This is a genomic window from Streptomyces sp. 5-10 (assembly GCF_014712245.1).
In the GTDB taxonomy this organism is placed as follows: domain Bacteria; phylum Actinomycetota; class Actinomycetes; order Streptomycetales; family Streptomycetaceae; genus Streptomyces; species Streptomyces violaceusniger.
This window is the reverse complement of the sequence record NZ_JACVYG010000005.1, coordinates 242327-261603: the sequence shown is the minus strand read 5'-3', so window position 1 is coordinate 261603 and position 19277 is coordinate 242327. Positions and strand designations below refer to the sequence as shown.

The 19277-nt window shown below is 71.5% G+C and carries 15 protein-coding genes; 10 read left to right on the top strand and 5 right to left on the bottom strand.

The features are described from left to right. Window positions 1-3 precede the first annotated feature (3 nt). From IEJ02_RS08880 to IEJ02_RS08840, 9 genes are all read left to right on the top strand, one after another. Window positions 4-2583 (top strand): alpha-L-arabinofuranosidase family protein, encoded by a 2580-nt coding sequence (locus tag IEJ02_RS08880; RefSeq protein ID WP_191064238.1) that lies wholly within the window; start codon window positions 4-6, stop codon window positions 2581-2583. A 419-nt stretch (window positions 2584-3002) separates the two neighbouring features. After that, window positions 3003-3647, top strand: coding sequence for a TetR/AcrR family transcriptional regulator (locus IEJ02_RS08875; protein WP_191064237.1), 645 nt, complete (start codon window positions 3003-3005; stop codon window positions 3645-3647). A gap of 89 nt (window positions 3648-3736) precedes the next feature. Beyond that, window positions 3737-4966 carry a cytochrome P450 gene (locus IEJ02_RS08870; protein WP_191064236.1) on the top strand — a complete coding sequence of 410 codons (1230 nt, stop codon included), beginning with the start codon at window positions 3737-3739 and terminating at the stop codon, window positions 4964-4966. 14 nt (window positions 4967-4980) lie between these two features. Beyond that, complete coding sequence (locus tag IEJ02_RS08865) at window positions 4981-5175, top strand: ferredoxin (protein WP_191064235.1); 195 nt, start codon at window positions 4981-4983, stop codon at window positions 5173-5175. Between the two features lie 117 nt (window positions 5176-5292). Continuing rightward, window positions 5293-6057: an SDR family NAD(P)-dependent oxidoreductase gene (locus IEJ02_RS08860; protein WP_191064234.1), complete on the top strand. Its 765-nt coding sequence runs from the start codon at window positions 5293-5295 to the stop codon at window positions 6055-6057. Between the two features lie 136 nt (window positions 6058-6193). Next, on the top strand, window positions 6194-7798 hold the full coding sequence (locus tag IEJ02_RS08855) for an NAD(P)-binding domain-containing protein (RefSeq protein ID WP_317985760.1): 1605 nt from the start codon (window positions 6194-6196) through the stop codon (window positions 7796-7798). Window positions 7799-7807: 9 nt separating this feature from the next. After that, window positions 7808-8926: an alpha-hydroxy acid oxidase gene (locus tag IEJ02_RS08850; RefSeq protein WP_191064232.1), complete on the top strand. Its 1119-nt coding sequence runs from the start codon at window positions 7808-7810 to the stop codon at window positions 8924-8926. Continuing rightward, window positions 8923-10356, top strand: coding sequence for a cytochrome P450 (locus IEJ02_RS08845; RefSeq protein WP_191064231.1), 1434 nt, complete (start codon window positions 8923-8925; stop codon window positions 10354-10356). The genes IEJ02_RS08850 and IEJ02_RS08845 overlap by 4 nt, the downstream gene beginning before the upstream one ends. Before the next feature lie 13 nt (window positions 10357-10369). Then, the gene (locus IEJ02_RS08840; RefSeq protein WP_191064230.1) at window positions 10370-11647 is read left to right on the top strand and encodes a cation:proton antiporter; all 1278 of its coding nucleotides are present in this window, start codon (window positions 10370-10372) and stop codon (window positions 11645-11647) included. A 79-nt stretch (window positions 11648-11726) separates the two neighbouring features. Here IEJ02_RS08840 and IEJ02_RS08835 read toward each other — a convergent pair whose 3' ends face one another. From IEJ02_RS08835 to IEJ02_RS50350, 3 genes are all read right to left on the bottom strand, one after another. Beyond that, window positions 11727-13304 (bottom strand): class I adenylate-forming enzyme family protein, encoded by a 1578-nt coding sequence (locus IEJ02_RS08835; protein ID WP_223863583.1) that lies wholly within the window; start codon window positions 13302-13304, stop codon window positions 11727-11729. 176 nt (window positions 13305-13480) lie between these two features. Continuing rightward, window positions 13481-14086, bottom strand: coding sequence for a GOLPH3/VPS74 family protein (locus IEJ02_RS08830; protein WP_191064229.1), 606 nt, complete (start codon window positions 14084-14086; stop codon window positions 13481-13483). 95 nt (window positions 14087-14181) lie between these two features. After that, window positions 14182-15474 carry a helix-turn-helix transcriptional regulator gene (locus IEJ02_RS50350; protein ID WP_191064228.1) on the bottom strand — a complete coding sequence of 431 codons (1293 nt, stop codon included), beginning with the start codon at window positions 15472-15474 and terminating at the stop codon, window positions 14182-14184. A gap of 151 nt (window positions 15475-15625) precedes the next feature. Between IEJ02_RS50350 and IEJ02_RS08820 the strand changes: the two genes are divergently transcribed. Next, the gene (locus IEJ02_RS08820; RefSeq protein ID WP_191064227.1) at window positions 15626-16534 is read left to right on the top strand and encodes an NADP-dependent oxidoreductase; all 909 of its coding nucleotides are present in this window, start codon (window positions 15626-15628) and stop codon (window positions 16532-16534) included. 40 nt (window positions 16535-16574) lie between these two features. On the opposite strand, the gene IEJ02_RS08815 is transcribed toward IEJ02_RS08820, so the two are convergent. Together IEJ02_RS08815 and IEJ02_RS08810 are read right to left on the bottom strand one after the other, a co-directional pair. Then, window positions 16575-18041 carry a glycoside hydrolase family 76 protein gene (locus IEJ02_RS08815; protein ID WP_191064226.1) on the bottom strand — a complete coding sequence of 489 codons (1467 nt, stop codon included), beginning with the start codon at window positions 18039-18041 and terminating at the stop codon, window positions 16575-16577. Window positions 18042-18059: 18 nt separating this feature from the next. Beyond that, on the bottom strand, window positions 18060-19268 hold the full coding sequence (locus tag IEJ02_RS08810; protein WP_191064225.1) for a glycoside hydrolase family 64 protein: 1209 nt from the start codon (window positions 19266-19268) through the stop codon (window positions 18060-18062). Window positions 19269-19277: the final 9 nt, after the last annotated feature.

The following is a 19277-nucleotide window of genomic DNA, read 5'->3' as shown; positions in this document are numbered from 1 at the left end:
GCCATGCGATCAACGGGACGTACCAGACGGGGCCTCGGCCTCACCGTGAGCGCCCTGCTCACCACCTCGCTCGCCGCCGCGTTGCTCACCGACCCCACGGCCGCCGGGGCCTCCTCCGCGGCCGTGACCGACTACTCCATCACCGTCGATCCGAACCGCGCGGGCCCGCAGATCGACGACGCGATGTACGGCGTCTTCTACGAGGACATCAACCGCGCGGCGGACGGCGGGCTGTACGCCGAGCTCGTCCAGAACCGCTCCTTCGAGTACGACCCCGCCGACAACGCCTCGTACACCCCGCTCACCTCGTGGACCGAGACCGCGACCGGCGGCGCCACCGGCACGGCGCGCGTGGTGAACGACGCGGCGCGGCTCAACGAGAACAACCGCGCCTATCTGCGGCTGGACCTCCACGGCGACGGCGGCGGCGCCGGGGCGGGGTACGGCGTCACCAACTCCGGCTACAACACCGGCATCGCCGTCCAGGCCGGTAAGCGCTATGACTTCTCGGTGTGGGCCCGCACCGACAACCCCTCGGGCACCCCGCTGACGATCGGTCTGCGCAACGCCTCGGGCTCCGCCGCGCTCGCCACGCCGCTGCGCGCCACCGTGCGCGGGGACCACTGGACGAAGTACACCGGGACGCTCACCGCGCGCGCCACGGACACCACCGGACGGCTCGCGGTGACCGCGGGCGGTGGCGGCACCCTCCGGCTCGACATGGTCTCCCTCTTCCCCCGGGACACCTACAAGGGCCGCCCGAACGGGCTGCGCAAGGACCTCGCGGAGAAGATCGCCGCGCTGAAGCCGGGCTTCCTGCGCTTCCCGGGCGGCTGTCTGGTGAACACCGGAAGCCACCAGGCGTACGAGGCTCCGGGCTGGGAGCGCAAGCGGTCCTACCAGTGGAAGGACACCGTCGGCCCGGTCGAGGAGCGGCCCACCAACGCCAACTTCTGGGGCTACAACCAGTCCTACGGCCTCGGCTACTACGAGTACTTCCAGTTCGCCGAGGACATCGGCGCCACACCGCTGCCCGTGGTGCCCGCCCTCGTCACCGGCTGCGGCCAGAACAAGGCCACCGACGACCCCGAGCTGCTCAAGCGCCACATCCAGGACACCCTCGACCTGATCGAGTTCGCCAACGGGCCGGTGACCTCCACCTGGGGCAAGAAGCGCGCGCGGATGGGGCATCCGGAGCCCTTCGGCCTGAACCGTCTGGAGGTGGGCAACGAGGAGAACCTCCCCGACGCCTTCTTCGAGCGGTTCACCGAGTTCCGCGAGGCCATCGAGGCCAGGCACCCGGAGATCACGGTGATCAGCAACTCCGGGCCCGACGACAGCGGTGTCACCTTCGACCGCGCGTGGGAGCTGAACCGCGCGGCCAAGGTGAAGATGGTCGACGAGCACTACTACAACAGCCCGCGGTGGTTCCTGGAGAACAACAACCGCTACGACTCCTACGACCGCCAGGGCCCGAAGGTGTTCCTCGGCGAATACGCCTCGCAGGACAACCGCTTCTCCAACTCCCTGGCCGAGGCCGCGTACATGACCGGCCTGGAGCGCAACGCCGATGTGGTGAAGATGGCCTCCTACGCCCCGCTGCTGGCCAACGAGGACTACGTCCAGTGGCGGCCGGATCTGATCTGGTTCGACAACGCCGCCGCCTGGGGCTCGACCAGCTATGAGACCCAGAAACTGTTCATGAACAACGTCGGGGACCAGGTGGTGCCGAGCCGGGCGTCCGCCACCCCGTCCTTCCCCTCAGGCCCGATCACCGGCGCCGTCGGCCTGTCCACCTGGGACACCAGCGCCGCGTACGACGATGTCCAGGTCACCTCGGCGGACGGGTCCACCCTGCTCAGCGACGACTTCTCCGGCGGCGACGGCAAGTGGACCAAGGCCACCGGGACCGGCTCCTGGCAGGTGCGGGACGGCGCGTACGTCCAGTCCGACACCGCCGCCGAGAACACCATGGTCACCGCGGGCGACAGCGGCTGGCAGAACTACGACCTGAAGCTGAAGGCCACCAAGCGCGCGGGCAGCGAGGGCTTCCTCGTCGCCTTCGGGGTCAAGGACACCGGCAACTACTACTGGTGGAACCTCGGTGGCTGGGGCAACACCCGCTCCGCCGTGGAGAAGGCCACGGACGGCGCCAAGCAGACGATGGCCGAGGACGGCACGAAGATCGAGACGGGCCGGGCGTACGACGTGCGGATCGAGGTCCGCGGCCGGCAGGTGACGCTGTACCTGGACGGGAAGAAGTGGGGTTCGTTCACCGATGACAAGGTGGCCGAGCCGTTCCGCCAGGTGGTGACCCGCGACAAGGCCACCGGTGAGCTCATCGTCAAGGTGGTCAACGCCCAGGACGCCGCCGCCCGTACCCGGGTCGACCTCGGCCAGGGGGTCAAGGTCCGGCGGACCGCACGGCTGACCACGCTCCAGGGCGACCCGGACGCGGTGAACACCGCCACCGACCAGCCCATCAAGCCGAGCAGCTCCACGTTCGACGGTGTGGACACCACGTTCAGCTACACCTTCCCGGCCAACTCCATCACCTTCATGCGGATCGCCACGCGGAAGTGAGTCGGGCTCGCGGCCGGTGACCCGAACGGTCACCGGCCGCGGTCTCCTCCGCTTCGATCGCTGAACGCACCGCCAGTCCGAGGACGACCATCACCACATAGCTGTAGACCTCCCGGAGCGTTGGACGACGGCTGAACGCCACTCCTCGCACCCCTGGGGCGAACGATGCGGGACAATTTAAATCAGTCGCTTGACTTAAGTATGGCTCATGGGGTTGCCTGATCTTGTCGATGACCGCCCCGCCCCGGACCGAGGGAGAGCGTCGTGACTCCAGTGGTGACTTCAGGAGACGGCGAGCCGTTACTCAGCTATCCGATCCCCAGCGATACGACGCTGGGACCACCCGCCGAGTGGGCCCGGCCGCGGCGGCGGGGCCTGGCCGTGGGTGGGCTGCGCGACCTCCCGGTGCGGTGGTGACCATGGCGGGCAGGGCCGTACGGCAGGAGCGCGCCGATGCCACGCGGGGGGCGATCCTCGCCGCCGCGGAGCGGCTGTTCGCCGAGCGCGGGGTGTACGCGGTCTCCAACCGCCAGGTCAGCGAGGCCGCGGGGCAGGGCAACAACGCGGCGGTCGGCTATCACTTCGGCACCAAGGCCGACCTGGTGCGGGCGATCGCCCGGCAACACGCCGAACAGGTCGAGCGGTTGCGCCTGCGGATGCTGGGCGAGATCGGCGACTCCACCGACGTACGGGACTGGGTGGCCGCCCTGGTGCGCCCGGTCCTCGAGCACCTGGCGGAGCTGCCCAGCCCCACCTGGTACGCGCGGTTCTGCGCCCAGGTGATGACCGATCCGGCGCTCCACGAGATCATGACCGATGAGTCCCTGGCCTCTCCGGCGCTGCGGCGGACCGTCGAAGGGTTCAACCGGTGCCTCCCCGAGCTGCCGATCGAGGTGCACATCGAGCGCGGGGCGATGGCGCGCCATCTGATCCTGCACATGTGTGCCGAGCGGGAGCGCGCGCTCGCCGAGAACACCGCCACGCCCCGGTCCAGCTGGCACGACGCCGCCACCGGCCTGATCGACGGGATCGTCGGGCTGTGGCTGGCGCCCGTCACCCGCTGACCGCGGCCTTCGCACACCAGCGGCCCGTCGAGGGCCGTCGGGGGAACAACGGGGGTTCCACCACACGCCTCAAACGAATTGAGGGAGCGATGACCAGCACAGTGAACCCGGTGGACGAGCGCGCCGCGCGGGCCCCGGAGTTTCCGATGGCCAGGGCGGCGGGCTGCCCGTTCGACCCGCCCCCGGAGCTGCGGGACCTTCAGCAAGAGGGCCCGCTGGCGAGGGTCCGCCTGTGGGACGGCAGCACACCGTGGCTGGTGACCCGGTACGCCGATCAGCGGGCGTTGCTGGGCGACCCGAGGGTCAGCGCCGACATCTACCGGCCCGGCTACCCCCGCCAGGCCCCGATGCCGCCCGGAGGCTCGGGGGTCAGCTTCATCCTCAAGGACGACCCCGAGCACGCCCGGCTGCGGCGGATGGTGACGGCGCCGTTCGCCATCAAGCGGGTGGAGGCCATGCGGCCCGGTGTGCAGAAGATCGTGGACGATCTGATCGACGAGATGCTGGCCGGTCCGAACCCGGTGGACCTGGTGGAGGCGTTCGCCCTGCCGGTGCCCTCGCTGGTCATCTGTCAGCTGCTCGGAGTGCCCTACGCCGACCACGACTTCTTCCAGGACAACAGCAAGGTCATCATCAACCGGAACGTCACCCCCGAGCAGCGCTCGACGGCCCATGGCAACCTGATCGAGTATCTGGACGGCCTGATGGGCGAGAAGATCGCCCATCCCGCGGACGATCTGCTGTCCGGTCTCGCCGAGCGGGTCACGGCGGGCGAGCTGTCCCGCAACGAGGCGGCGCAGATGGGTGTGCTGCTGCTGATCGCGGGCCACGAGACCACCGCGAACATGATCGCGCTCGGCACCCTCGCCCTGTTCGAGCACCCCGAGCAGCTCGCCCTGCTGCGCGACACCGACGATCGCCGGCTGATCGCCTCGGCGGTGGAGGAGCTGCTGCGCTATCTGCACATCACCCACAGCGGGCGGCGGCGGGTGGCGGTGGAGGACATCGAGATCGGCGGGGAGGTCATCCGCGCGGGCGAGGGGCTGATCCTGGCCAATGACATCGCCAACCGGGACCCCGGGATGTTCCCCGAGCCCGACCGGCTGGACCTCCGGCGTGACGCCCGCCGCCATGTGGCCTTCGGCTTCGGGGTGCACCAGTGCCTGGGCCAGCCACTGGCCCGGATGGAGCTCCAGGTCGTCTACGGCACCCTCTACCGCCGCATCCCCACCCTGCGGCCGGCCGCCGAGCTGGAGCGGATCCCGTTCAAACACGACGGATCGGTCTACGGCGTCTACGAACTGCCCGTGACGTGGTGACGAAGGAGAAGCTGATGAAGGTGACCGTCGACCAGGACAGGTGCGTGGCCTCCGGCCAGTGTGTGGTGGCCGCGATGGAGGTGTTCGACCAGCGCGACGAGGACGGCATCGTGGTGCTGCTCAACCCCGAGCCCCCGGCCGAGCAGGCCGAGGACGTCCGGCACGCGGCGGCCGTCTGTCCGGCCCTGGCCATCGAGATCCAGGACTGACGACCCGGCACGCGGGCAACGCACGGGTCGGCGGAGGCGGCCTCGTCCGCCTCCGCCGACCCATCGGGAAGAAACCTACGGTGAGCGCGGCACGGATCGCCGCGAGGAAAGGAACACGTGAGCAGCACCGGACTCGAGGGTCGTGGCGTCATCGTCACCGGAGCGGGATCGGGAATCGGCCGGGCCACCGCCCTGGCGCTCGCCCGGGAGGGGGCGCGGGTACTGGTCGCGGATCTCAACCGGGACGGCGCCGAGCAGGTCGTCGCGGCCATAGGGGCACAAGGCGGCACGGCCCGGGCCGTCGTCGGCGACCTCGGCGACCAGCGGGTGGTGGACCAGGTCGTGGCCACGGCCATGGAGGAGTTCGGCGGCCTGGACGTCCTGGTCAACAACGCCGGCGTCATGGACCGCTTCTCGGCGGCCGCGGACACCGACGACGCCGAATGGGACCGGGTCCTGCGGGTCAATCTGACGGCTCCCTTCATGCTCACGAGGGCCGCGCTGCCGCACATGCTGGCCGCGGGCCGCGGTGCGATCGTGTTCACCGCGTCCGAGGCCGCGCTGCGCGGCAGTGCGGCCGGTACCGCCTACACCGCCTCCAAACACGGTGTCGTGGGCCTGGTGAAGTCCCTCGCCGTGATGTACCGGGACCAGGGAATCCGTGCCAACGCCATCGCCCCTGGCGGCACCGCGACCGGCATCCGGGTCGACGCCCGGCCCGGGACCCACGGCCCGGCCGTCATAGGAGCCCATGTCGCGAGCATGGGCAGGATCGCCACGGCCGAGGAGCAGGCCGCCGCCATCGTCTTCCTCGCCTCCGACGCCGCCAGCAACGTCAACGGCGTCATCCTGCCCGTCGACAACGGCTGGTCCGCCGTCTGACGCGGTGGCGAATCGATCACACTGGCCTGTTTTCGATGTTGCAGAAGTTGAGCGGGGCTCAATAGAGTGGTTGTTGAGATTTAAAGGATATTTGCACCGCTTTCCCATGGCATCGCGCTCCTGGAAGGAAGGCACTGTGCACAACGAACCTCTCCACTCTTCCGAGTCCCTCGACTACCTCGTGATCGGCGCCGGCCCCGCCGGCCTCCAGCTCGGCTACCAGTTGGCGACGGCGGGGCACCACTACCGCATTCTGGAAGCCGGAAACAGACCGGGCACCTTCTTCCGCACGTTCCCCCGCCACCGCCAGCTGATCTCCAGCAACAAGGTGCACACCGGCGTCGACGACCCCGAGTTCAACCTCCGGATGGACTGGAACTCCCTGCTGTCCCCGGATCCCGAGCTGCTCTTCACCCGTTACAGCAAGCGCTATTTCCCGGCCGCCGACGACTTCGTGCGCTATCTGGCCGACTTCGCCGAGGCGTTCGACCTCGACATCGCCTATGACACCCGGGCGGTACGGATCCGCCGTGACGACGACGGCTTCATCGTCACCGATCAGCACGGCACCGACCACCGAGCCCACCGGCTGGTGATGGCCACCGGAGTGAGCCGCCCCTATGTCCCCGATGTGCCGGGCATCGAGACCGCCGAGAACTACACCGTCGTCTCGGTGGACCCCGACGACTTCACCGACCAGCGCGTGCTGATCCTCGGCAAGGGCAACTCCGCGCTGGAGACGGCCGACAACCTCATCGAGACGGCCGCCGTCATCCATGTGGCCGGACCGCACACCCTGCGGCTGGCGTGGAAGACCCACTATGTGGGCCATCTGCGCGCCGTCAACAACAACTTCCTCGACACCTACCAGCTCAAGTCGCAGAACGCCGTGCTCGACGGCCATGTGCTCTCGATCGAGAAGGAGCCGGGCGACGGCGGCCGGTACCGGGTGCGGTTCAGCTTCTCCCGGGCGGACGAGGTCGTGAAGGAACTGCTCTACGACCGGATCATCGTGTGCACCGGCTTCCGCTTCGACGCCTCGCCGTTCGACCCCGAGTGCCGCCCCGACCTCGTCATCAACGACCGCTTCGCCGCCCTCACCGCGGCCTACGAATCGGTCAACGTGCCCGGGCTGTACTTCGCCGGCACCCTCACCCAGCAGCGCGACTTCAAGCACTCCACCAATGGCTTCATCCATGGATTCCGCTACGGCGTACGGGCGTTGAGCCGCATCCTCGACGAACGCCACCACGACCGGCCCTGGCCGCACCAGCCGCTGGCCACCGAGCCGTCCGCGCTGGCGGACGCCGTGGTGGCGCGGGTCAACCGCAGTTCCGCGCTGTGGCAGCAGTTCGGTGTGATCGGCGACCTGCTGGTCGCGGTGGACGGCGGTCAGAGCCGCTATCACGAGGAGGTGCCGGTCGCCTACGCCCATGAATCCCCCCTGACGGCGGGCGCCGACTACTTCCTCGTCACGCTGGAGTACGGCCCCGACCACGACAAGGTCGACCCCTTCGACATCACGGTGCGCCGCGCGGCGCAGAACTCGGTCGGGGAAGCCTTCGACGCCTCCTATCTGCATCCGGTGATCCGCCACTTCCGGGGCGGTGAGCTCCTCGGCACCCACCACATGGCCGAGAACCTGGAGAACGAGTGGAACCACCCGAAGGTCCACCACGCCCCACTGGTCGAGTTCTTCGCGGGTGAGCTGGACGCACGGCCCACCGGCGCGGGGCGGTGACACCGCCCCATGCTGCTGACCGTCCAGGACTTCGAAACCGCCGCCCGGACCAGACTCGATCCCGTCCACGCCGACTTCATCGCCGGCGGGGCGGGGGACGAGATCACCGTACGGGCCAATGAAGAGGCGTTCCGGCGGCTGCGGCTGCTGCCCAGGGTGCTGCGCGGCAGCGCCGAGCGGTCGCTGGACATCACCGTGCTCGGCAGCCGGGCGCGGACACCGATCCTGCTCTCGCCGACCGCCTTCCACAAACTCCTCGACGAGGAGGGCGAGTTGGCCACCGCACGCGCCGCCGCGGCCGTCGGCGCGATCATGATCGTGAGCATGGCGTCCACGGTGGCGGTGGAGGACATCGCGGAGGCCACCCGGGGCGCCGGTGAGAACCGCGACCCGGCGCCCCTGTGGTTCCAGCTCTACCTCCAGCCCGACCTGGACTTCACCCGGACTCTGGTGCGGCGGGCCACCGACGCCGGGTGCGCAGCGCTCGTGGTCACCGTGGACTCCCCGGTGCGCGGCGCGCACGAGCGGGACCTGCGCAACGGCTTCCTGGATCTGCCGGACGGACTGCGCTGCGAGCACATGGCCGAGCCCGGGGAGGGCGGCCGGGTGCGGCCGATCGCCATGTCGCCGGAGATCTCCTGGCAGCACATCGACTGGCTGCGCGGAACCACCTCGCTGCCCATTCTACTCAAGGGCGCCCTGCACCCGGAGGACGCCCGGCTGGCGGTGCGCCACGGTGTGGACGGGCTGCTGCTGTCCAACCACGGGGGCCGTCAGCTGGACACCGTGCCCGCCACGATCGAGCTGCTGCCCGAGATCCACGCGGCGGTCGCCGGCCGGATCCCGATCGTGCTGGACGGCGGTGTGCGGCGGGGCACCGATGTGGTCAAGGCGCTGGCGCTCGGCGCGTCCGCCGTGGGCATCGGCCGCCCGGTGATGTGGGCCCTGGCCGAGGGCGGGGAGAAGGGCGTGCGGCGGCTGCTGGAGCTGCTGCGCGAGGAGGTCGACCACGCGCTGGCGCTGTGCGGCGCCTCCGGTGTCCGGGACCTCACCCCGGATCTGGTGCGCGCCCCGGCCTGGCCGGACACCGCCGCGTATGCCACCCGGCCCGGTGGAGCGGTCTCATGAGCCGCGTCGCACGCCCGGCCGCCGGTGCGGCGGCCGTGGCGCTGACGGCCGGCCTGCCGTACTGGCTGCCCCGGCTGGTGATCGCCCTGCGGGTGCGCCTCTTCGCCCGGGTCAACGGCGAGGAGGGCATCCCGGCGCCCGGCCGTGAGGTGCCGGTCGAGGAGTTCAAGCGGGTCTACGGGCATCCCGCCGCGAACGGCCGCAGCCGCGGCGCCGCCCTGTCCGACCTCTTCTGGTACTGGCTCTCCCCCGGCCCCGAGGTCCACCAGGAGCATCTGGAACCCGGGCCCCGGTACGACGACGTGGCCAGGACCACCCGGCAGATCCTCGCCGGGCTCTCCCGGGAGCGGTGGAGGGAACTGGTCGGCCGCTGCACCCGGCGGGTGCTCGATGAACTCGAGACGCGGACCGGTGGATACGGCGCCCGGGAGCACCGGGTGCGCCTGCGCGATCTGATGATGCCGGTGTGGGCCGAGGTCTACTACGAGGTGGTCTTCCGCGAACCGTGCCCGCGCCACGTCCGGGACCTCATCGTCGGCAACGCCGACGACGTGGTCAGCGCCCTGAAGTGCACCAGCCTGCGCCATATGGACCGGCGGCACCGGCTCACCTCGTATCTGCGCGAACGGCTGGCCAGCGCTCCCCCGCCGGTTCCGCTGCCGTCGCAGCTCACCGAGCGGGAGCGGGCGTACTACCTCCAGGGCACGTTCTTCAACACCGCCGTGGTGCAGACGTCGGAGGCGATGGCCCATCTGCTGCTGGCCCTCGCCACACACCAGGGCGTCCAGGAGCGTCTGCTCTCCGGCGAGGAGGAGGACGACTACCTGGACCATGTCATCAACGAGACGCTCCAGCACTTCCCGCTGTTCGGCGTGGCCCACCGCATCACCACGGACGAGATCCCCCGGGCCGGAAGACCTCCGATACCTGCGGGCTCGGTCCTGCTGTTCAACTACCCCGAGTATCAGCGGTCGGGAGCCACCGGGCCCGAGCGGTTCGACCCCGGCCGCTGGCTGTCCGCGGACACCCGGCCCTCCACCTTCATCCCGTTCGGCGTGACCGCCAACCGGCCCTGCCCGGCCCGTGGTTTCGCCGTGCTGACCATGCGGGTGGCGGCCGAGGAGGTCCTGCGGCGCTTCCGGCTGGCGTCCACGGCCGAGCACACCCGGTCGCTGCCCAGCCGCGGCCCCTGTCTGCTGATCCCGCACACCCCCCGGCGGACCCCGGTGGCCTGGCGACCGGCCGTGCGGGCGGCGAGGCTCGCGGGGATGCGGCTGGGCGACCGGTGGGGGGCGATCCCGCGCAGCCTCACCCAGCTGGTGCTCGGCGGCTACATGGTGTGGGACGCCCGGCGCCAGGGGCTGTGCCGGAACTACTTCGCCACGGTGTCCGAGGACACCGCCAGACCCGCCGTCGCCGGCAGTCGATGAGGAGGGTGAGACGATGACTCCCACAGAGCTCGCCCCCGCCTTCTTCATCGCCGCCGTGGTGATCCTGCTGACCTGCCGTCTGGTGGTCTGGTTGACCGGCCGGTTCGGCCAGCCGCCGGTGGTCGGGGAGATGATCGCCGGTGTGGTGCTCGGCCCGTCGCTCTTCGGCCTCGTGGCGCCGGACGCGTCGGACGCGGTCTTCCCGCCGGAGCTCAAACCGGTGCTGTACGTGGCCGGGCAGATCGGCCTGGTGGCCCTGATGTTCCACGCGGGGTACGCATTCCGGGCCCACGCCGGGCGCGGGCTGGCCGGGCCCGCGGTGGCGATCTCCTCGGCCGGGGTGCTGGTCCCGCTGCTGCTGGGCGTGGGGCTGACCTTCGCGTCCCATGGCCACGTCCCCATCTTCGTCGACGGGGTGTCGGTCTGGGTGACCGCGGCGTTCGTCGGGGTCGCGCTCGCCATCACCGCCTTCCCGATGCTGGCGCGCATCATCACCGAGCAGGGGCTGTCCGGCACCCGGCACGGCTCACTGTCCCTCGCCTCGGGGGCCACCGATGACGCGGCCGCCTGGCTCATGCTCGCCGGGGTGCTGAGCGTGGCCTCGGAGAAGACGGGACCGATCGTCAAGGCTCTGGGCGGTTCGCTGGTCTTCGTGGCCGTCCTGTTCCTGGTGGGGCGGCGGCTGCTGGACTGGATCGTGACCAGGCCGGGGCTGAGCGACGAGTCCCGGCTGCTGCTCACGGTGGCGGTGCTGTTCTGCGGCGCCTGGTTCACCGACACCATCCAGCTGTACGCGGTCTTCGGGGCGTTCTGCACCGGGCTGGCGATGCCCCGTCACGAGGCGTCCGAGCGGGTGGTGACGACCATCCAGGGGGTGACCCAGGTGGTCTTCGTGCCGATGTTCTTCACCTACTCCGGTCTCAACACGCGCTTCGACGTGTTCACGAACCCGGCCGTGATGGCGTTCGGCGCGGGCTGTGTCGTGGTCGCGTCGGTGGGCAAGTTCGGCGGCTGCTGGGCGGCCGCCAAGCTGTGCGGGGAGCCGAGTGCGGTGGCGGTCCGGATCGGCGCCCTGATGAACGCGCGCGGGCTGATGCAGCTCATCGCGCTCAACATCGGGCTGTCGGCCGGGATCGTCGGTGATGAGCTGTTCGCGGCGCTGGTCCTGGTGGCCCTGGTGACCACGGTGATGACGGTTCCGGTGCTCAACTGGCTGGACCGCCGCGACGCCGGGTCCGGGGCGGCCGGGGAGCCGGCCGGCACCGCGGCCGCGGTGCCGGCCGGGAGCTGAGCGCCGCCCTCCGCACCGGAGAGGTCCCGGTGTGCCCGCGGGCACACCGGGACCTCTCGGCCCCGGCGGCCTCACACCGTCACGCCGTCTCCAGCGGCCCGGTGACCCGCGACAGCAGCGCCCGCTTGTCCGGCTTACCACTCGGCGCCACCGGCACCTCGGTCACGACGGTGACGGTGGCGGGGACACTCGCCTCCCCCAACTCCGCGGCGACGAGCGCGCGCACGGCGTCCAGGTCCGGTTCACGGCCCTCGGCCGGGACGACGAAGGCGTGCGCGGCCTCGCCGGTGCGCTCGTCGGGCGCGCCCACCACATACGCCTGGTCGACATCGGGGTGGGCCGCCAGCGCGCGTTCGATCGCCCCGGCGTAGTGCACGATCGCGTTGATGATGACCACGTCCCGGGCGCGCCCGGTGAGCCGCAGAAAGCCCCGCTCGTCCAGGTGGCCGACATCGCGGGTGCGCACCCACCCCGCCCGCAGGACCTCCCGGGTCCGCTCCTCGTCCCCCCAGTAGCCCGCCATCGCCGAGTCGGTGCGCACCCATATCTCGCCGGTGGTCCCGGCGGGCACCGGCCGTCCCTCCGGGTCGCGGACGTCCATCTCCACCCCGGACCACGCCCGGCCCACCGAGTCGTACAGCTGGTCCGGGAACTCGGCCATCTCGTCCGGGGTGAGCAGGGTGAGCATGCCGGTCTCGGTCTGCCCGTACCCCTGGTGGACCGCCGGGCCGAGCAGCCGGGCCGCCTCCGCGAGCCGGTGCGGGGCGAGCGGGGACCCGGCCACCAGCAGCACCCGGAGACTGGAGGTGTCCACACGGTCGGTGCGCAGGACGTCCAGCACCTGGTGCAGCCGGGGCACGGTCATCAGACACGCGGTGATCCGGTGGCGCTCGAAGACCTGGGGGAAGGCGAACGGCGGTTCGGGGATGACGGCGGTGCCGCCGCCCATCAGGCAGACCCCGAGATGCTCGAAGATCACCGCGCTGCTCAGGGTGCCGAAGAGCAGATACCGCTCGTAGCCCGCCGCGAGTCGTGTGGTCCGCTCGGTCCAACGCGCGGGCTGCCAGGCCCAGTTGAGGGCGAGCGAACGGTAGCTGTGCGCACAGCCCTTGGGGCGTCCGGTGCTGCCACTGGTCAGCGTCACCAGGGCGATGTCGTCGGGGCGGCCCTGGGCGGTCAGCTCCCCCGTGGCCTTCGGGTGGGCGTCCAGGAGGTCCGGGCCCAGCCGCGACACGGTCACCCCGCCCGCCGCGTCGAGCAGTTCGGGGGTGGCACCGGTCTCGTCGGTCACCAGGACGTCGATTCCGTCGGAGAGGACGTATCCCAGATGGGCCGGGGTCATGCCGGGCCGCAGCCCCGTCACCCGGCAGCCCAGCGCGTAGGCCGCCGCCAGCAGCGCGAAACCCTCGGGCGTCACATCGGTGGCCACCGCCACCGAACGGCCCGGGCCGAGTCCGGCCGCCCGCAGCCCGTCGGCGCACCGGCCGATCAGCTCCAGCACCTCGCCGCGCGAGAGGACGCGCGAGCGGTGTTCGAAGGCGGGCAGCTCCGGCCGCGCGCGGAAGGCGTCAAGGAGGGCCTGGGGGAAGGGTGCCGTGATGGGCTCGGCGTCGTGGTGGGGGGATCTGTGACCGGACGCTCCGGCTGACGTGTCCATGTGCGTCTCCGTTCGGGGGTGGTGCCCAATGGGACGTGGTGGATCACCCGACACGATACGGCGGCACGGCCCGTCCGCGGCCACGGTTCGGGATCATCGGCGGGGCCGCGCTGTCCACGACGGCACCGCGCCACCCCCGGCGGCGTCCGCCACTCCCCCCACTGACCGTCACGCGGTCATTCACCACGCCAGACGTTGTCGAAGGCCGCTTCCTCGATGGCCCGCCGCTGCCGCTCCGCCTCCAGCTCCATCACGGCGTCGTTGACGGCGGCGAGCACGGTCACGGTCGCGTCGCCGGCCGTGCCCGCGGCGTCTTCCGCGGGCTCCTCACGGATGCCGATGGCCGCCGCGAGGGTCGCGAGGACGGGCTCGTCGGAGGCCCAGCGGTCGGTCGCGTGGCGGCGGGCGGGCGAGTCGACCGGCACCGCCTGACCGGCGCGGAGCGGCAGCCAGCCGTGGCGCCGCCGGGTGATCTGTCCCGCCTCCTCCAGGGCGTCCAGATAGGCGGAGGACAGACCGCGGCCCCTGCGCCACAGCCACTCGCCGACCGGCTCGTGGGGCGGCCGGCGAACGAGCGACGCCGCGGCCTCGTCCAGCAGGCGATCCCCGGTCGGTGGGCAGAGTCCCGGCACGATCCGCTCGTCCTCGATCGTGAGCGCCTCGGCGCCGAGGAGGTCGATCAGCTCGGCTCCCGCGAGCGCGAGCGACAGGTCGCCCCGCTCCAGGGGTCGGATGGGCGCCACGTCCAGGGTGACGATCAGCAGGTCCCGCGGTGTGGTCATCAAACGCTCCGCTCGCCGTTCCCCGCCAACGATACGTTCCGAAGCGTCAGGCTGTGCGCCGACGTGGCTGCCGGGTACGCCATGTCAGCGGCCGCTCAGGAGCCGCCAGCTCCCCAGGTGTGGGCCAGCGCGGCCGCCTCGCCACGCGAGGTGACGCCCAGCTTCTCCAGGATGTTCGCCACGTGGAACTTCACCGTCGACTCGCTGATGTGGAGCTCCTGGGCGATCTGCCGGTTGCGCCGTCCGCGGGCCAGTTGTTCCAGAACCTCCAGCTCGCGGGCCCCCAGGACGTCCAGCGGATCCTCGCGGGCCGGCTGCGGCGGGCCGAGCGGCACGGTGGCCGTCACCGTGGTGCCCCACTCCGGGACCGCGTCCACGTCCAGCCGTCCGCCCAGCGCGGCCACCCGCTCCCCGACCCGGCGGGCGTCCAGGGCGGTCCGCCTCAGGACGCCGGGGCCGTCGTCCCGTACGGTGGCGCGCAGCTCGCCCTCGCCGACCTTCCAGCCGATGTGCACGCGGCGCACCGGGAGCGGCGCGCCGTCCCGGCCCGGCCCCTGCTCGTCCAGCATGGCGTGCACCACGGCCCGCACCACCGCGCGGGCCGTATTGGCCACGTCGGCGGCGAGCAGCCGGTCCGCGCCCTCCTCGGTGCCGGGCGGGCCGAGGTCCAGCCGTACGGACAGGCCGCGCAGCTCCGGGCGGAGCGATGCGGCGAGCCGGGCGAAGGCGGCCCCGGCCGGTTCCTCCACCAGCGCCTGATCGCGGTCGGTCCGGGCGCGCAGTTCGGCCAGGGCGCTGACGGCGAGGTCCACCGCGCGGGCCCGGGCGGTCCGGTCGTCCAGATCGCGGCCGCGCAACACGCCGAGCAGGGCGGACAGGGCGGCGCCGTGGGCGTCGACGAGTTCGGCGATGGCCGTGGCCCGCGCCGCGGCCGCGGCCCGCGACTGGGCCAGCGTCCCGGGCACCGCCTCGGCCGCCATCCGGTCGCGGTGCGCGGTCACCAGGTCCCACAGGGTGCGGGCGGCCGTCAGGGCCCCGGCCGGGACGGGGGTCTCCTCGGTCGTCACGAGGACGAGCAGCGCGCCCCGCGCGGTGGCGTCGCTGTGCACGGCCAGCACGGGCACCTCGGCCCCGGCCATCCACGCCCGGCCCTGCCAGGTTCCCTCGGCGCGCGCCACCGGGGCGATGGCGGCCATCTCGGCGGTGGTGATGGCGGTTCCGGGGTCGCCGGGCGGGTCGCCGTGAGTCTTGAACGGTGAGTGCGGGCAGTTGCCCGAGAGCTCGGCCACCGCCCGGTGCGCAATCGTCTCGGAGAGCGCGGCGGACAGGCGCGGCAGGATCTCGCCCAGGGGCGCCCGGATCACATCGACTGCGGCCGTGAGGTCCATGTCCGTCAGCGTAATGGGCCCGTCCCGCGGCCCCGGCTGTTCCTCCGGCCAGGTGGAACTGGCCGAAGGAACGGCCGGGCCGGGGCATGTCCCGGCCGAGGATGGCGTTGTCGCTACAAACGTTTCGACAGGGCTGACGGGAGTGAGTGGGATGAAGGCGATCGTCTACGAGGAGTACGGCGGCCCCGAGGTGCTGCGGCTGAAGGAGACGGAGGAGCCCCACGCGGGTCCCGGGCAGGTGCGGCTGAAGGTCATGGCCGCCGCCGTGAACCCCCTCGACTACAAGATCCGCCGTGGCTGGATGCCGCAGATGGGCCCCGCCGCGTTCCCCGCGATCCCGGGTGTGGAGGCGGCCGGGGTCGTCGACGAGGTCGGTGACGGGGTCACCGGTGTGTCGGTGGGCGATGAGGTGCTGGGCTGGACGGACACCGGGGCCTACGCCCCGTACGCGCTGGCCACGGATGTCGCCCCCAAGCCGGCCGGACTCGACTGGGAGACGGCCGCGGCGCTGCCCGTGGCCACCGAGACCTCGGCACGGGTCCTGGACCTGCTGGGGCTGAAGGAGGGCGAGACGCTGCTGCTGCACGGGGCCGCCGGTGCGGTCGGCGGAGTCGGCGTCCAGCTCGCGGTGGCCCGGGGCGCCACCGTCATCGGCACCGCCTCGCCCGCCAACCACGACTATCTGCGCTCGCTCGGCGCGATCCCGGTGGCCTATGGCGAGGGCCTGGCCGACCGGGTACGCGCCGTGGCGCCGAAGGGCGTCGACGCCGTCTACGACGCGGCCGGCCAGGGCGCCCTGCCCGTCTCCATCGAGCTGCGGGGCGGCACGACCGACCGCATCGTCACCATCGCCGACCCCGCGGCCGCCGATCTCGGTGTCACCTTCTCCGCGGGTGGCGGCGGCCGCCCCATCGAGGCCATCGCCGACTACGCCCGGCTCGCCGCGGAGGGCCGGCTGCGGGTGCCCGTGGTGCGGAGCTTCCCGCTCGCCGACGCCGCCGCGGCCCATGAGGAGAGCGAGACCGGTCACAGCCGCGGCAAGCTCATCCTGCGGCCCTGATGAGCACTGCCGCGGCCGCTGCCGTGGCCGCTGCCGTGGCCTAGGAGGCCGCGTTCATCAGGTCCAACGCGCTGTGCTGTCGTGCCCCGTCGGTCTTGTCCAGCGGTCCTGACCAGCGCAGTCCGTACTGGTCCAGGGCGTTGCGGTCGGAGGCGTGGGCGCGGTCCGCCTGCCGTTTGAGGTAGGCCGTGTAGGGGTGGTCGGGCAAGGCCGCGTTCAGCTTGGCCAGCCCCCGCACATGGGCACCCTTGAACGACGGGCCGTCGCCACCGCAGTCGCCGGTCTCGCAGGGGTCCCTGAGGATGCCGTCGGCCGTGTTGAGCTGGGACGACGTGGTGGCGGCCGTGCCGATGCGACGGGCCGTGTCGAGCACCGAACGTTCACCGGTCGCCTTGTGCAGCTCGGTGAGGCCGCCGAGCAGCACACCCTGGTTGTAGGACCAGACCGCGCTGCCGTTGTTCTTGCAGGTGCCCAGGTCGATGCCGTCGTTGACCAGGTTCGAGGAGTTCACCATGCCGGTGCCCTGGAACCAGGTCCACTCCGCCCTCGCCCGCTGGAGATAGGCGGTGTCGCCGGGGATCCGGTTGTGCAGGGCGGCGTTGAGCTGGAGGTAGAGGGAGTTGGCGATGGCGTTCTTGTACGTCTTCGCCGTGCTCCACCACACCCCGCCGCCACAGGTGGAGTCCCAGTAGGAGGCCATGTAGTCCGCGTCGGCGCGGGCGGTGGCGAGATAGCGGGAGTCCCCGGTGAGGTCGTAGGCGGCCACCCAGGCCAGACCCCACCAGCCGGTGTCGTCGATGTAGTCGTTGCGGAACTGCCCGCCCTGCGCACCGAGGTTGAGGTCGTAGGTGCGGGCGATCGCGTACTCGTAGCTCCGCATGCCCGTGACGCGGATGTTGTCGATGACGGCCGTGAGGGCGTTGGCCGAGTTCCACCAGCCGGTGGTGGAGAACAGCCCGGTGTTGTAGGAGTAGAACGCCATCTGGGCGGTGGCGGCGGCCGTACGGCGGTCCCATGCGTTCCAGGTCGTACGGGCCCAGGGCGTACACGCGATGTCGGCGCGGTCACCGGCCTTGCCGCAGGCCCGCAGCGCACCGATGCCATGGGCGCCCCAGTCGTCCACGTTGTACATCAGGGTGCGCCAGCCGCGCTGCCCGGCGGGGATGGCGGTGTTGCCGAGGCGGCTGCCCGAGGACCAGGTCCGGCCGCCGTCGAACGAGCGGTCCAGCCACACCTCGTCACCGGGGCTGCCGTTGTCGATGGAGGCCCAGCCCATCGCGTCGGTGTCGTCGAAGTGCAGGGCGATGGAGCGGGAGAAGACGGTGGCCGTGACGGGGGTGCGGCTCTGCGGGGCGAGCGCCGGGTCGCGGGCGTCGCAGTACGTGTTGCACACGGTGGCGGACGGCGCCGCTTCGGCCGTGGCCGGGAGGAGCTGGGGAGCCAGCAGGGCGAGCGCTCCGGTGGCGAGCGCGGCCAGGCGGGTGCCCAGCGGTCTCTTGCGTCTCATGCCGTGCCTCCTCCCGGCCTAGTTGAAGGGGTCCAGGGTGATGGACGCCTGCTGCGGATTGCCGTCGTGGACGAGCGACTCGTGCTGGCCGACGTCGTCGAAGGCGAAGGCGTACGCCTTGCCGTCGGCCATCTGGCCGTGGATGACGCGGGCGTAGTGGTTGGTCACGCCGTCCTTGTAGAACCCGGCGTCGCTGGTGTCCGGCTGGTTGGGGTTGGTCAGCAGGGTCGAGCGGTTGTAGCCCGCGCACAGGGTCCGCGAAATGGGGCCGCGCACCTGGTCGTTGGGTGCGTCGAGGCGCTTGTAGCAGCCGAAGACGGAGTCGGAGTCCGGCTTCTGGAAGCTGGTGACCACGGCTCCCGAACCATTGGTGAAGTTCATGACGTCGCCGGAGACCCGCCCGAAGTACTTGGTGTTCGGCCGGTCGGCGAAGGGCGTGACGGTGAGGGTGGTGCCGGTGTACTTCTGCCACACCCGGTTGATGTAGTCGTCCATCGCGTTCGCGGGCAGGGCGCCCGCCTCGATGCCGTGCCCGGGTGACAGGGCCCGCACGACGGTGCCGTCCGGGCGGGTCTGGATGAGTTTGCTCCAGCCGCCCGACTGTGCCCGCAGTGCGTTGAGGACGCCGTTGTAGCCGCCGGGCTTGAGGTGGCCGGTGGTCTTCGTACTGCCGTCGGCGCCCTGCACGCCCACCGCGTACGGCGCGGAGAACATGTCGACCTGGGTGCTGTTGATGTACAGCCCGGAGTCGTCGAGGGTGAACTCGCTCCAGTTGAACAGGATGTTCCGGTTGGGGTCCGAGGGGTTCTGCACGGCGGGCTGCACCAGACCACCGGTGGTGAGCCTGAAGTCGATCTTCTGGCCGTAGGAGAAGTAGACCCGGCCGGAGAGCTTGGGGATGCGGATCGTCAGGGACTGGCCGCCCGCCGGTCCGGCGATCGACGCGTCGGGAGCGGGGGTGGGCGGGTTGCCACCGGCGGGCCAGGGGTGGAAGGTCCCGGAGGCGTCGGCCCAGCCCTGCTGCCCGGTCGAGAGCAGGGTGCCGAGCGTATAGACGTAGATCTGGTCGCCGCGCCCGGAGTTGTTGGTGATCTTCAGCGGGATCGTGTTCGGCACGGCCGGCCGGGCGGACGCCTCGGGGGCCAGTGCGGTCATGCCCAGGGCCAGGAGCAGGGCCGACGCCCAGCAGGGCAGGGTCCGGAATCGGGTGGAGACACGTCTGGACATACGCCACCT